The organism is Methylobacterium sp. PvR107 (assembly GCF_017833295.1).
Lineage (GTDB): Bacteria > Pseudomonadota > Alphaproteobacteria > Rhizobiales > Beijerinckiaceae > Methylobacterium.
Genome location: NZ_JAFIBW010000001.1, coordinates 795,663 through 809,126 on the forward strand (window position 1 = coordinate 795,663; position 13,464 = coordinate 809,126).

The 13,464-nt window shown below is 68.4% G+C and carries 11 protein-coding genes; 1 reads left to right on the forward strand and 10 read right to left on the reverse strand.

The window, feature by feature from the left end:
• Positions 1–223: 223 nt before the first annotated feature.
• From lpdA to gloB, 10 genes are all read right to left on the reverse strand, one after another.
• On the reverse strand, positions 224–1,627 hold the full coding sequence (gene lpdA / locus JOE48_RS03565) for a dihydrolipoyl dehydrogenase (protein WP_210027654.1): 1,404 nt from the start codon (positions 1,625–1,627) through the stop codon (positions 224–226).
• Between the two features lie 61 nt (positions 1,628–1,688).
• Positions 1,689–2,444, reverse strand: a complete 756-nt coding sequence (locus JOE48_RS03570) for an SDR family oxidoreductase (protein WP_210027656.1) — start codon at positions 2,442–2,444, stop codon at positions 1,689–1,691.
• Between the two features lie 7 nt (positions 2,445–2,451).
• Positions 2,452–3,771: a 2-oxoglutarate dehydrogenase complex dihydrolipoyllysine-residue succinyltransferase gene (odhB, locus tag JOE48_RS03575; RefSeq protein WP_210027658.1), complete on the reverse strand. Its 1,320-nt coding sequence runs from the start codon at positions 3,769–3,771 to the stop codon at positions 2,452–2,454.
• Positions 3,772–3,821: 50 nt separating this feature from the next.
• Positions 3,822–4,121, reverse strand: coding sequence for a YciI family protein (locus JOE48_RS03580; RefSeq protein WP_210027676.1), 300 nt, complete (start codon positions 4,119–4,121; stop codon positions 3,822–3,824).
• Between the two features lie 10 nt (positions 4,122–4,131).
• Complete coding sequence (locus JOE48_RS03585) at positions 4,132–7,122, reverse strand: 2-oxoglutarate dehydrogenase E1 component (RefSeq protein ID WP_210027684.1); 2,991 nt, start codon at positions 7,120–7,122, stop codon at positions 4,132–4,134.
• Between the two features lie 173 nt (positions 7,123–7,295).
• Complete coding sequence (gene sucD / locus JOE48_RS03590; protein ID WP_210027686.1) at positions 7,296–8,180, reverse strand: succinate--CoA ligase subunit alpha; 885 nt, start codon at positions 8,178–8,180, stop codon at positions 7,296–7,298.
• A gap of 2 nt (positions 8,181–8,182) precedes the next feature.
• On the reverse strand, positions 8,183–9,379 hold the full coding sequence (gene sucC / locus JOE48_RS03595) for an ADP-forming succinate--CoA ligase subunit beta (protein ID WP_210027688.1): 1,197 nt from the start codon (positions 9,377–9,379) through the stop codon (positions 8,183–8,185).
• 102 nt (positions 9,380–9,481) lie between these two features.
• The gene (gene mdh, locus JOE48_RS03600; RefSeq protein WP_091779812.1) at positions 9,482–10,444 is read right to left on the reverse strand and encodes a malate dehydrogenase; all 963 of its coding nucleotides are present in this window, start codon (positions 10,442–10,444) and stop codon (positions 9,482–9,484) included.
• A 399-nt stretch (positions 10,445–10,843) separates the two neighbouring features.
• On the reverse strand, positions 10,844–11,419 hold the full coding sequence (locus JOE48_RS03605) for a TetR family transcriptional regulator (RefSeq protein WP_012317921.1): 576 nt from the start codon (positions 11,417–11,419) through the stop codon (positions 10,844–10,846).
• A gap of 348 nt (positions 11,420–11,767) precedes the next feature.
• The gene (gene gloB / locus JOE48_RS03610; RefSeq protein WP_210027691.1) at positions 11,768–12,544 is read right to left on the reverse strand and encodes a hydroxyacylglutathione hydrolase; all 777 of its coding nucleotides are present in this window, start codon (positions 12,542–12,544) and stop codon (positions 11,768–11,770) included.
• Between the two features lie 140 nt (positions 12,545–12,684).
• Between gloB and JOE48_RS03615 the strand changes: the two genes are divergently transcribed.
• Entirely contained in the window at positions 12,685–13,419 is a 735-nt protein-coding gene (locus tag JOE48_RS03615) for a class I SAM-dependent methyltransferase (RefSeq protein WP_210027693.1), read from the forward strand.
• Positions 13,420–13,464 lie beyond the last annotated feature (45 nt).

The following is a 13,464-nucleotide window of genomic DNA, read 5'->3' on the forward strand; positions in this document are numbered from 1 at the left end:
GGCGCGCCGTCGTTCCCGGGCCGCGCAGTTGAGCCCTTAATCCATCGATACCGGCGAGCTCAGGTCCCGCGCGGAGTGCGGATCTGAATTCCGGGCGGGCCCTCGGCGACCCGGAATGATGCCGTGCGGGGCCGGAGCATCGCGGATTGGTCTCTGAGGGGGCTTCCGCGCGGCCTGCCTCCGGGATCGGGAAGCGGTCGGGGTACCGAACGCTCCCTCTCGCTCACACGTGAATGGCCCGCTTGTTCACCGCCAGCGCGGCTTCCTTGACCGCCTCGGTCAGCGTCGGGTGCGCGTGGCAGGTGCGGGCGATGTCCTCGGACGAGGCGCCGAACTCCATCGCCACCGCCACCTCGGCGATCAGGTTGCCGGCGTCAGCGCCGACGATGTGCACGCCGAGCACGCGGTCGGTCTGGGCATCGGCCAGAACCTTCACGAAGCCGTCCGTGGTGCCGTTCGCCTTGGCGCGGCCGTTCGCGGTGAACGGGAACTTGCCGGCATTGTAGGCGATGCCGTCCTTCTGCAGCTCCTCCTCGGTCTTGCCCACCGAGGCGACCTCCGGGAAGGTGTAGACCACGTTGGGGATCACGCCGTAATTCACGTGGCCGGATTGCCCGGCCAGCATCTCGGCGATGGCGACGCCCTCGTCCTCGGCCTTGTGGGCCAGCATCGGGCCCGCGATCACGTCGCCGATGGCGTAGATGCCCGTCACGTTGGTGGCGTAGTGTGAATCCGTCAGGATCCGGCCCTTGTCGTCGCGCTGGACGCCGACCGTGTCGAGCCCCAGGCCCTCGGTGTAGGGCACCCGGCCGATCGCCACGAGGACCACGTCGGCCTGCAGGGTCTCCGCGCCGCCGCCGGCGGCCGGCTCGACGGTGACGCTCGCGCCCCCCTTCTTGCCGATCTCGACGCCCGTCACCTTGGTGGATAGCTTGAAGGCGATGCCCTGCTTGGTCAGGATCCGCTGGAACTGCTTGCCGACCTCGCCATCCATGCCGGGCAGCACCCGGTCGAGATACTCGACCACGGTGACCTCGGCGCCGAGCCGGCGCCAGACGGATCCCAGCTCCAGCCCGATGACTCCGGCGCCGATCACCAGGAGCTTCTTCGGCACCCGGTCGAGTTCGAGGGCGCCGGTCGAGGACACCACGACCTTCTCGTCGATGGTCACGCCCGGCAGGCGCGTCACGTCGGACCCGGTGGCGATGACGATGCTCTTGGTCTCGAGCATCTGGTTGCCGCCATCGTCAGACACAACCTCGACCCGGCCCGCGCCGGCGATCCGGCCGGTGCCGTGGAAGGTCTCGACCTTGTTCTTCTTGAGCAGGAACTCGACGCCCTTGGTGTTGCCGGCCACGCCCTCGTCCTTGAAGGCCATCATCCTCTTGAGGTCGAGCTTCGGCGTGCCGACGTCGATCCCGAGATCGGCGAAGTGCTTGTTGGCTTCCTCGAACGCCTCGGAGGCGTGGAGCAAAGCCTTCGACGGGATGCAGCCGATGTTGAGGCAGGTGCCCCCATGGGTCGCGCGCTTTTCGACGACCGCGGTCCGCAGGCCGAGCTGCGCCGCGCGGATCGCGCAGACATAGCCGCCCGGGCCGGTGCCGATGACGACGAGATCGTAGGACATGTGCGTTCGCTTCCGGTCGGTCGTGCCGCGTGTCAGACGGGCAATGAATGTCAGGTTGGACTCAGCGGCCGCCGCCGATGTCGAGGATGGCGCCGGTGGTGTAGGCGGCCTCCTCCGAGAGGAGCCACACGATGGGGGCGGCGACCTCCTCGGCGGTGCCGGCCCGCCCCATCGGGACGCCGGGGCCGAGGCGCTCCACCCGGTCGGGCTCGCCGCCGCTGGCGTGGATCTCGGTGGCGATGATGCCGGGCGCCACCGCGTTGACGCGGATGCCCTCCCCGGCGACCTCGCGGGCGAGCCCGATCGTCAGAGAGTCGATGGCGCCCTTGGAGGCGGCGTAGTCGACGAACTGGCCGGGTCCGCCGAGGCGTGCCGCCACCGAGGACAGGTTGACGATCGATCCGCCGGCGCCGCCGCGCTTGGTCGACATGCGCCGGACCGCCTCGCGGGCGCAGAGGAAGCTGCCGACGACGTTGGTGGTCATCATCCGTTGTAGGCGCTCGACGCTCATGTCGGCGACGTCCGACTTCACGTCGACCACGCCGGCATTGTTGACGAGCGCCGTCAGGCGGCCGAGGCCGTCGGCCGCCTGGAACAGGGCGATCACGTCGGCCTCGCTGCCGACATCACCCTTCACGGCGAGCGCCGTCCCGCCCTGGGCTTTGATCGCGTCCACCACGCCTTGCGCCGCGGCTTCATCCGACACGTAGCTCAGGCAGACCGCGTAGCCGCGCTCCGCCAGGAGCAGCGACACCGCACGGCCGATGCCGCGGCCGCCGCCAGTGACGATGGCGACCCTGTTCTCAGCGCCCGACATGACAGCCTCAGAGGTCCAGCACGAGGCGCGCCGGATCCTCCAGCGCCTCCTTGACCCGCACCAGGAAGGTCACGGCCTCCTTACCGTCGACGATGCGATGATCGTACGACAGGGCGAGGTACATCATCGGCCGAGCCTCGATCTTGCCGCCGCGGACCACCGGGCGCTCCTCGATGCGGTGCATGCCCAGGATGCCGGATTGCGGCGCGTTAAGGATCGGCGTCGACATCAGCGAGCCGTAGATGCCGCCATTGGTGATCGTGAAGGTGCCGCCCTGCATGTCCTCGATGGAGAGCTTGCCGTCGCGGGCCTTCTTGCCGAAGCCGGCGATCTTCTTCTCGATGCCGGCGATCGACAAGTCGTCGGCGTCGCGCACCACCGGCACGACGAGGCCCTTATCGGTGCCGACCGCGATGCCGATGTGGTAGTAGTTCTTGTAGACGAGGTCCTGCCCGTCGATCTCGGCGTTGACCGCCGGCACGTCCTTGAGGGCACCGATCACCGCCTTGGTGAAGAAGCCCATGAAGCCGAGCTTCGTGCCGTGCTTCTTCTCGAAGATGTCCTTGTACTGGCTGCGCATCGCCATCACGGCCGACATGTCGACGTCGTTGAACGTCGTCAGCATCGCCGCGGTGTCCTGCGCGTCCTTCAGGCGGCGCGCGATGGTCTGGCGCAGCTTGGTCATGCGCACGCGCTCCTCGCGCGCGGCATCGTCCGGCGCCGAGGGCGCGCGCGGCAGGGTCGGGCGCGCTTCCCTGGCGGGCGCCGACGGAGCCGGCCCCTTGGCAATGGCGCCGAGCATGTCGCCCTTGGTGACGCGGCCGTCCTTGCCGGACCCGTTCACGCTCGACGGATCGACGCCGGATTCGCGGGCGAGCTTGGCGACCGCCGGGCCGTTGTCGCCGACCGGGCGCTGCTGGGTTGCCGGAGCCGCGGCATCGCCGTGATTGCCGTAACCCGCCGAGGATTCCTGAGCCGGCGCCTCGGCCTTCGCGGGCGCGGCGGCCTTGGGGGCCTCGCTCCGGCTCTCGGCCTTGGTCTCGGCGACCTCTTTCGGCGCGGCCTTCTTGGCCGTCCCGCCGCCAGCACCGGCCTCGACGATCGAGCCGAGCAGGGCGCCGGGCTCCACGGTCTCGCCGTCTTTGACCAGGATCTCGCCCAGCTGGCCGGCCGCCGGGGCGTTCACCTCCAGGGTGACCTTGTCGGTCTCGAGCTCGACGATCGGCTCGTCGGCCGCAACCGTGTCGCCGGGCTTCTTGAACCAGCGGCCGATCGTGGCTTCGCTGACGGATTCGCCGAGGGTCGGGACGAGGATGTCGGTTGCCATGCTCTCTTCTGCCCCCGCGGGGGGCCTCCTCTGGATGTCGGGTCGCGACGTCAGTGCCGCAGGATCAGGGATGGAACGGGCGAGACACGGTACCGGAAGCCCGCCTGCGCCATCACGACGGGATCCGCCGCACCGAGTGCCTGGGCCTGCGCCGCATCGGCTGCCTCGACCAGGGCCAGGCCCCAGGTGCCGCCGGACTCGAAAACGGGCCCGACCGCGATAGCGGCTCCACTGGCCGCCTCCTCCATCCAGTAGCCGGAATGCGCCGAGAACAGCGCTTTCTCGGCATCCGTCGCGTCGAACGGGAAGCTCGGGCGGGGCGGTTCCAGACGGAGCAGGAAGTAGGCCATGGCCGGACGATCAGACCGCCAGGGCCTCGTTGAGGAAGGCCTGGAGCTGCGCCTGGTGCTTCGACATCTGGCCGACCGCGGTTGAGGCCGAGGCCGGGCGGCCGACGTAGCGGGGACGCTTCACAGCGGAGCCGGCCTGGCCGAGCACCCATTCCAGGTAGGGCTCGACGAAGGACCACGCGCCCATGTTCTTGGGCTCCTCCTGGCACCAGATCACGTCGGCGTTGCGGAAGCGGCCCATCTCGTTGGCGAGCGCCTTCAGCGGGAACGGGTAGAGCTGCTCGACGCGCATCAGGTAGATGTCGTTCAAGCCCCGTTTCTCCCGCTCCTCCAGAAGGTCGTAATAGACCTTGCCCGAGCAGAGGACGACGCGGCGGATCTTGTCGTCCCGGACCAGCTTGTTGGTCGCGCCCTCCTCCTCGGCATCGTCCCAGAGGACGCGGTGGAAGGTCGATCCCTCGGCGAGCGCGTCGAGGTTCGACACGGCGCGCTTGTGGCGCAGCAGCGACTTCGGCGTCATCAGCACCAGCGGCTTGCGGAAGTCGCGCTTCAGCTGCCGGCGCAGGATGTGGAAGTAGTTCGCCGGGGTCGTGACGTTGGCGACCTGCATGTTGTCCTCGGCGCAGGCCTGGAGATAGCGCTCCAGGCGGGCGGAGGAATGCTCGGGCCCCTGCCCCTCGTAACCGTGCGGCAGCAGCAGCACGAGGCCGGACATGCGCAGCCACTTGCGCTCGCCGCTCGCGATGAACTGGTCGATCACCACCTGGGCGCCGTTGGCGAAGTCACCGAACTGCGCCTCCCAGAGGACCAGCGCATTCGGCTCGGCCAGGGAATAGCCGTACTCGAAGCCGAGCACCGCCTCCTCGGAGAGCATCGAGTTGATGATCTCGATCGAGGCCTGCCCCTCGCGGATGGCGTTGAGCGGCGTGAAGCGCTGCTCGTTCTCCTGATCGATCACCACCGCGTGGCGCTGCGAGAAGGTGCCGCGCTCGACGTCCTGGCCCGAGAGGCGGACCCGGTTGCCGTCGAGGAGCGTCGCCCCGAAGGCCAGGGCCTCGGCGGTCGCCCAATCGATGCCGACCCCCGTCTCCACCGCCTTGGCGCGGTTGTCCATGAAGCGCTGGATCGTGCGGTGCAGATGGAAGCCGGGCGGCGCCTGCGTGATCCTGCGCCCGATCTCCTGAAGGGTTTCGGCCGGCACGGCGGTGCGGCCGCGGCGCGGATCGTCCACGTCCTCGTGCACGGCCTTCACGCCCGACCAGCGGCCGTCGAGCCAATCGGCCTTGTTGGCCTTGTAGCTGTTGGCGACGTCGAGCTCGCTGTCGAGCATGCCGCGGAACTCGGCCTTGCGGGCGTCGAGGGCTTCCTGGGTGACCGAGCCGTTCTCGACGAGCTTGCGGCCGTAGGTCTCCAGCGCCGACGGGTGCTTGCGGATCCGCTGGTACATCTTCGGCTGGGTGAAGGCCGGCTCGTCGCCCTCGTTGTGGCCGAAGCGGCGGTAGCACAGCATGTCGATCACGACCGGCTTGCCGAACTTCTGGCGGTACTCGACCGCGACCTTGGCGGCGAAGGTGACGGCCTCGGGGTCGTCGCCGTTGCAGTGGAAGATCGGCGCCTCGACCATCTTGGCGACGTCGGACGGGTACGGCGACGAGCGCGAGAAGCGCGGATCGGTGGTGAAGCCGATCTGGTTGTTGATGATGAAGTGGATCGAGCCGCCGGTGCGGTGACCCTTCAGGCCCGACAGGCCGAAGCACTCCGCCACCACGCCCTGGCCCGCGAAGGCAGCGTCGCCGTGGATCAGCAGCGGCAGTACCGTGCGGCGCTCAATGTTGGGCTTGGCCCACTGGTCCTGCTTGGCACGGACCTTACCCAGCACCACCGGATCGACGATCTCCAGGTGCGACGGGTTGGCGGTGAGCGACAGGTGGACGTTGTTGCCGTCGAAGGCCCGGTCCGACGACGCGCCCAGATGGTACTTCACGTCGCCCGAGCCCTCGACTTCCGCCGGGGAGGCCGAGCCACCCTTGAACTCGTGGAACACCGCCCGGAAAGGCTTCGCCATCACGTTGGTCAGCACGTTGAGCCGGCCGCGATGGGCCATGCCGAGCACGATCTCGCGCACGCCGAGCGCACCGCCGCGCTTGATGATCTGCTCCAGCGCCGGGATCATCGACTCGCTGCCGTCGAGGCCGAAGCGCTTGGTGCCGGTGTACTTCAGATCCAGGAACTTCTCGAAGCCCTCGGCCTCGATCAGCTTGTTGAGGATCGCGCGACGACCTTCGGGGGTGAAGGAGATCTCCTTGTCCTTGCCCTCGATGCGTTCCTGGATCCACGCCTTCTCGGCGGGATCCGAGATGTGCATGAACTCGACGCCGAGCGTCTGGCAGTAGGTCCGCTCCAGGATGTCGACGATCTCGCGGATCGTGCCGAACTGGAGGCCGAGCACGTTGTCGAGGAAGATCGGACGGTCCCAGTCGGCCTCCTCGGTGAAGCCGTAATGCTGCGGGTGCAGCTCCTCGTGATCGCCCCGCGGCGCGAGACCCAGCGGATCGAGCTTGGCGTGCAGGTGGCCGCGCATGCGGTAGGAGCGGATCAGCATGATCGCCCGCACCGAATCCTTCGTCGCCTGCTCGACCGACACACCGGTTGTCGCGGTGACGCTGTCCTGCGGCTTGCCGGGCTTGGCCTCCTTGGCGTCGCGGGCGACGATCCGGTCTCCGACCGCCTTCTCCAGGGCGCCCCAATTGCCGTCGAGCGCCGAGACCAGCTCGCCGTTGAGCGGCACTGGCCAGTTCGGCTTCTCCCAGGAGGCACCGGCGGCGTTCTTCTCGACCAGGGTCTCGTCCTCGCCGAGCCCCTTGAAGAAGCTCTGCCACTCCGGATCCACCGAGGACGGGTTGCGGGCGTAGGCCGCCTGCAATTCCTCGATGTAGGCGGCGTTGGCGCCGTAGAGGAACGAGGTTTCGAGGAGCGCTTCGTTCACGTCCTGGCGTGCCATGGTGCGTCCATCCTGATCGCGCGGGCAGGCTCGCCTGCCCCTCGGGCTCCCCGTCAGCGCGGCGGCTTGCCCTGAAACCGAAACGGGGCGGGTGACCGCCCCGCTGAAATCGTCTGCACACCCGATATGGGCGTTGCGGCCCTGCGGTGGCCGCAACGCAGGCGCGCTTGCCTTCAGCCCTTCAGGACCTCGACCAGGGTCGAGCCCAGCCGGGCCGGCGACGGCGACACGCGGATGCCCGCGGCCTCCATGGCGGCGATCTTGTCCTCGGCGCCGCCCTTGCCGCCCGAGATGATCGCGCCGGCATGGCCCATGCGGCGGCCCGGAGGCGCCGTGCGGCCGGCGATGAAGCCGACCATCGGCTTCTTGCGCCCGCGCCTGGCCTCGTCCTTCAGGAACTGGGCGGCCTCCTCCTCGGCCGAGCCGCCGATCTCGCCGATCATCACGATCGACTCGGTCTTCGGGTCGGCCAGGAACAGCTCCAGCACGTCGATGAACTCGGTGCCCTTCACCGGGTCGCCGCCGATCCCCACCGCGGTGGTCTGGCCGAGGCCGGCATTGGAGGTCTGAAACACCGCCTCGTAGGTCAGCGTGCCCGAGCGGGACACGATGCCGACGGAGCCCGGCCGGAAGATGTTGGCCGGCATGATGCCGATCTTCGACTCGCCGGCCGTGACGATGCCCGGGCAGTTCGGCCCGACGAGACGGGACTTCGAGCCCGTCAGCGCTCGCTTTACCCGCACCATGTCGAGCACCGGGATGCCCTCCGTGATGCAGACGATCAGCGGCACCTCGGCGGCAATCGCCTCGCAGATCGCGTCGGCGGCACCCGGTGGCGGGACGTAGACCACCGAGGCCTCGGCGCCCGTGGCCTCGCGGGCCTCGGCCACGGTGTCGAACACCGGCAGGCCGAGATGGCGGGAGCCGCCCTTGCCGGGGCTCGTGCCGCCGACCATCTTGGTGCCGTAGGCGATGGCCTGCTCGGAGTGGAAGGTCCCGTTCTTGCCGGTGAAACCCTGGCAGATGACCTTGGTGCTGGCGTCGATCATCACCGACATGATCAGGCTCCCTTCACGGCGGCGACGATCTTCTGGGCGGCGTCGTCGAGGTCGTCCGCCGGGATGACGTTGAGGCCGGAATTGCGGATGATGGCCTTGCCCTGCTCGACGTTGGTGCCCTCGAGGCGCACCACCAGCGGCACCTGCAGGCCCACCGCCTTCACGGCCGCGATCACGCCGTTGGCGATCACGTCGCATTTCATGATCCCGCCGAAGATGTTGACGAGGATGCCCTTCACCTGCGGATCGGCGGTGATGATCTTGAACGCCGCCGTGACCTTCTCTTCGGAGGCGCCGCCGCCGACATCGAGGAAGTTGGCCGGGCTCTCGCCGTAGAGCTTGATGATATCCAGCGTCGCCATGGCGAGCCCGGCGCCGTTGACCATGCAGCCGATCGTGCCGTCGAGCGCGATGTAGGCGAGGTCATATTTCGATGCCTCGATCTCCTTGGCGTCCTCTTCGGTCTCGTCCCGCAGGGCGACGATGTCGGCGTGCTTGTAGAGCGCGTTCGAGTCGAACGAAATCTTGGCGTCGAGGCACTTGAGATGGCCGTCGGCGGTCAGCACCAGCGGATTGATCTCCAGCATGCTCATGTCCTTGGCCACGAACGCCGCGTAGAGCTTCTCGGTGAGCGAGGCCGCTTCCTTGGCCTGGGCGCCGGTCAAGCCCAGCGCCTTGGCGACCGCGCGGCCGTGATGGGGCATGACGCCCGTGGCCGGATCGACCGCGATCGTGTGGATCTTCTCGGGCGTGTCGTGAGCGACCGCCTCGATGTCCATGCCGCCCTCGGTGGAGACCACGAAGGCGACCCCACCGGTGACACGATCGACCAGCATCGACAGGTAGAATTCCTCGGCGATCTGGGCCCCCTCCTCAATGTAGAGGCGGTTGACCTGCTTGCCGGCCGGGCCGGTCTGGATCGTCACCAGGGTCTGGCCGAGCATCTCGCCGGCATATTGCTTCACCTCGTCGATCGACTTGGTGACGCGCACGCCGCCCTTGGCACCCTCGGGTGCGCCCTTGAAGGTGCCCTTGCCGCGGCCACCCGCATGGATCTGGCTCTTCACGACCCAGACGGGGCCTCCGAGCTCCTTGGCGGCGGCTTCGGCCTCCGACGGGTTGAAGATGGCAACGCCGCGGGAGACGGGCAGGCCGAACTCCTTCAGCACGGCCTTGGCCTGATATTCATGGATATTCATCGGAGCCTCGTAGGGAGGAGCGAATAGGTGACGGCGAACAGCGCGTGGCGATTGGGACTCGAATCCCCGAACGCGACGCGCTGCCCGGTATCCGCTTACCGGTCAGGCGAGGTTGCTGTCGACGCCCTTGCAGGCCTCGATCAGGCCCGTCACCGAGGCGACCGACTTCTCGAACATCGCCTTCTCGGCGGCGTCGAAGGTCACTTCCAGGACGCGCTCCACGCCGTTGGCACCGATGACGATCGGCACGCCGATGAACATGCCCTTCACGCCGTACTGGCCGTCGAGATAGGCGGCGCAGGGCAGGACGCGCTTCTTGTCGCGCAGGTAGCTCTCGGCCATGGCGATGGCGGAGGCGGCCGGCGCGTAGAAGGCCGAGCCGGTCTTGAGCAGGTTGACGATCTCGCCGCCGCCCTTGCGGGTACGGTCGACCATGGCGTCGAGCTTCTCCTGGGTGGTCCAGCCGAGCTTGACGAGGTCGGTCAGCGGTACGCCCGCGACCGTCGAGTAGCGGGTCAGCGGCACCATGTCGTCGCCGTGGCCGCCGAGCACGAAGGCGGTGACATCCTCCACCGAGACCTTGAACTCCTCGGCGAGGAAGTGGCGGAAGCGCGCCGAGTCGAGCACGCCGGCCATGCCGACGATCTTGTTGGTCGGGAGCCCGGAGAACTTCTGCAGCGCCCAGACCATCGCGTCGAGCGGGTTGGTGATGCAGATCACGAAGGCGTCGGGCGCGTAGGTCTTGATGCCCTCGCCCACCGCCTGCATGACCTTGAGGTTGATGCCGATCAGGTCGTCGCGGCTCATGCCGGGCTTGCGCGGCACGCCGGCGGTGACGATCACCACGTCGGCGCCCTTGATGGCGCTATAGTCGCTGGCGCCCGCATAGGTCGCGTCGAAGCCCTCGACGGGAGCGGCCTCGGCGATGTCGAGGGCCTTGCCCTGCGGCACGCCATCGACGATGTCGAACAGCACCACATCCCCAAGGTCCTTCAGGCCGGCCAGAAGGGCCAGGGTGCCGCCGATCTGGCCGGCACCGATGAGTGCGATCTTGTTGCGAGCCATGTCGGATTCGTCTCCGCTGCGTTCGAGGTCTAGGATGTTCTGCGCGAGGCCGGGACCGTTCGTCCGCTTGCGTTCGAGGCCGGATTCGCCGCTCTGAATTCTGCGCGGCTGTGTGGCCGAAAAGCACCGCCGCTTCAACCCGATGCGCGGCCGGCGGGGGACCCCTCCTTCGGGGTAGGCAATGAAACGGTTCTTGAAGGCGGCCAGAGAAAGGCCAGCATCGCGAAGGTTTTAGGTGCGGTGCACGCGGCCTCGCCGGTGCTGCAAAGCTCGGATGACAGATCCGAAAACCTGTCATTTCGGGTCGTCGCACCGGACGCCCTCGCCGTGTCCGGAAACGCAGAAGGCCCGGACGCAGGGTCCGGGCCTTTCAAAAGAGCGAGGCGTTTGTGTCTGCCTTCAGAGAATTCCGGAGCGCAGGACCCGCTGGATCGCGTGGATGACGGCCCCGAACCGGGCCTCGATCAGGTCACGGGGCACTTCGGCATCGTGCTGGATGGCCAGGGGGTGCGTGAAGCGGTAGCTCGCGTCGAAGATGTAGGCGATCGCCCGCTCCCGATCGCGCGCCGAGAAGATGCCGGAGGTGATACCCTCCTCCACCACGCGCTCGACCAGGCTGCGCAGCCGGACGCGATGCCGCCGGGCGATCGGCCGGGCCGAGACCGTGGCGTCGAGATGGACCGCGAACAGATTCGGTTCGTCGAACAGGGCATCCCGCTGGACCGTCGCGAGGGCGGTCAGCAGCCGCTCGATCTTGTCGTCGGCGGGATCGGGCGCGTCGGCGATGCCGGCGAGCCGGGCTTCGACCTCGCGCAGCCAGCGGCCCGCCACCGCGTCGAGGAGCGCGTCCTTCGACGGGAAATAGCGGTACACGTTGGCATGCGTCATGCCCGCCTCGGCGGCGACGGCCACGACCGTCACGCGCTTGGGCCCGAGCCGCGAGAGATGTTCGGTTGCGATACCGAGCAGGCGCACATCGGCCGCAACCGGTGCTCGGGGCCGCGTTGCGCCGGCCGTATTGCCACCGTCGCGGGGCGTGCCGGTCTCGGCATCGGCGAGGGTGAGCTTGGCCTTGGCGGTGAGCGCCTCTTCCTTGGATCCGTCAGATTCTGGCTTGAGGAACGGAAGTGGAAGGCGGGAAGTGGACAGGTGGTAGGGCGAGACGGACCCCCATCATACCGGCTGAAGCGTCCCGGCGCTTCGCGTTGACGTTGCGGCTTCCCCCCGGGAGCCCGGTTACCTCAGCGGATTAGGACCGCTTAAATAACCCTATGTGTCAGTTCGCCTTGAGAAGGCAACAAATTTTTCTCGTTACCCCCTGCGTCAGAAGCGGTTCTTCCACGCTCGTAGGGCGACGAACACTGCCTCTGGATCACTTTCCAGTGGCATATCGACCGACTTGGCCAGGGCCGGCTCGGCGCTGCGCAGGAAGGGATTGGTCGCCCGTTCCACGGCCAGGGTCGACGGGATCAGGAACCGGCCTTGCGCCTTCGCCCGCTCGGCGTCGGCGAAGCGGGTCTTAAGATCCGCGTTATCCGGATCCGCCGCCAGGGCGAAACGCGCGTTGCTGAGGACATAATCGTGACCGCTGAACACCTGCGTGTCGTCGGGCAGGTCGTCGAAGCGCCGGAGGGACCGGTAGAGGGTCTCGGGCGGGCTCTCCATCACCCGCCCGCAGCCCAGCGTGAACAGCGTGTCCCCGGCGCAGACGAGGCCGGCCTCGGCGAACCAGTAGGTGACGTGGTCGGCGCAATGGCCCGGCGTTTCCCAGACCTGGGCCTCCAGGTTGCCGACCCGCACCCTGTCGCCCTCGCGCACGGTGATGTCCACCAGCGGGACGGCGTCCCCGGCCTTCGCGGGCGCCGTCACGCGCGCGCCCGTCGCCTGCTTCACCGCCGGGATGCCCTCGACATGGTCGGCGTGCCGGTGGGTGACGAGGATGTCGGTGAGCCGCCAGCCGGTCTCATCGAGGGCCCTCAGCACGGGCTCGGCCTCGGGCACGTCGATCGCCGCGCAGGCTCCGGTGGCCGGGTCGCGAATCAGGACGCCGATATTGTCGCTGCGGCACAGGAAGGTGCGGATCTCGGTCTCGGCGGCCATCGAACGGCATCTCCTCGGGGCGCGAAAGCTGCTGCCGTGAACAGGCTACGGTCCGGCCGGGTTCCGTCGGAGCTTGCCGCAGGCGGTCCGGCTCACCATTGAGTACGGCAACCGTTCCAGTCCCGAATTTCTGCTCCTCCATGCGTCTCGACGTCAACGGCTTGCGAGCCTTCTACGCCAGTCCCCTGGGTCGCACGACGCACCGCGTCGTCGGGCGCGCGCTGCACGAGTTCCTGGGCTCGGTTTCGGGGCTGCGCGTCCTCGGGATCGGCTATGCGACCCCCTATCTCGGCCCGATCCACTGCATCGCGGAGCGCACCCTGGCGTTCATGCCGGCCACGCAGGGCGTCGTGAACTGGCCGGACACGGGTCGCTCCTGCGCGGCCCTGGCCGATCCCACCATGATGCCGCTTCCCGAGGCCGCGATCGACCGGGTCATCCTGGTTCACGCCCTCGAATCCGTGGAGAGCCCGACCGAGCTGCTGCAGGAGGTCTGGCGCACGCTCACGCCCGGCGGCCGCATGATCCTGGTAGTCCCCAACCGGCGGGGCGTCTGGGCCCGCCGCGAGGCGACGCCGTTCGGCCACGGCCAGCCCTACAGCCGCTCGCAGCTCGGCCGGCTGATGCGCGACACGCTGTTCTCGCCTGTGAACTGGTCCGAGACCCTGTACATGCCGCCGGTCCGCTCGCGCCTGATGCTGCGCACCGGCCCTGCCTGGGAGCGGCTCGGCACCAGCCTGTCCCTGCCCTTCGCGGGCCTGCACGTGGTCGATGCCACGAAGCAGCTCTATCGGCCCATTGCCGTGCAGCAGGTGCGGCGCGCCCGCCGCCTCGCGCCGGCCCGGGTGCTGGTGCCGGCACCGTCTCCGGGCTGACCCGGGCGGGCGACACGATTGTTAAGCGGCCCTGCGTCTAAGATC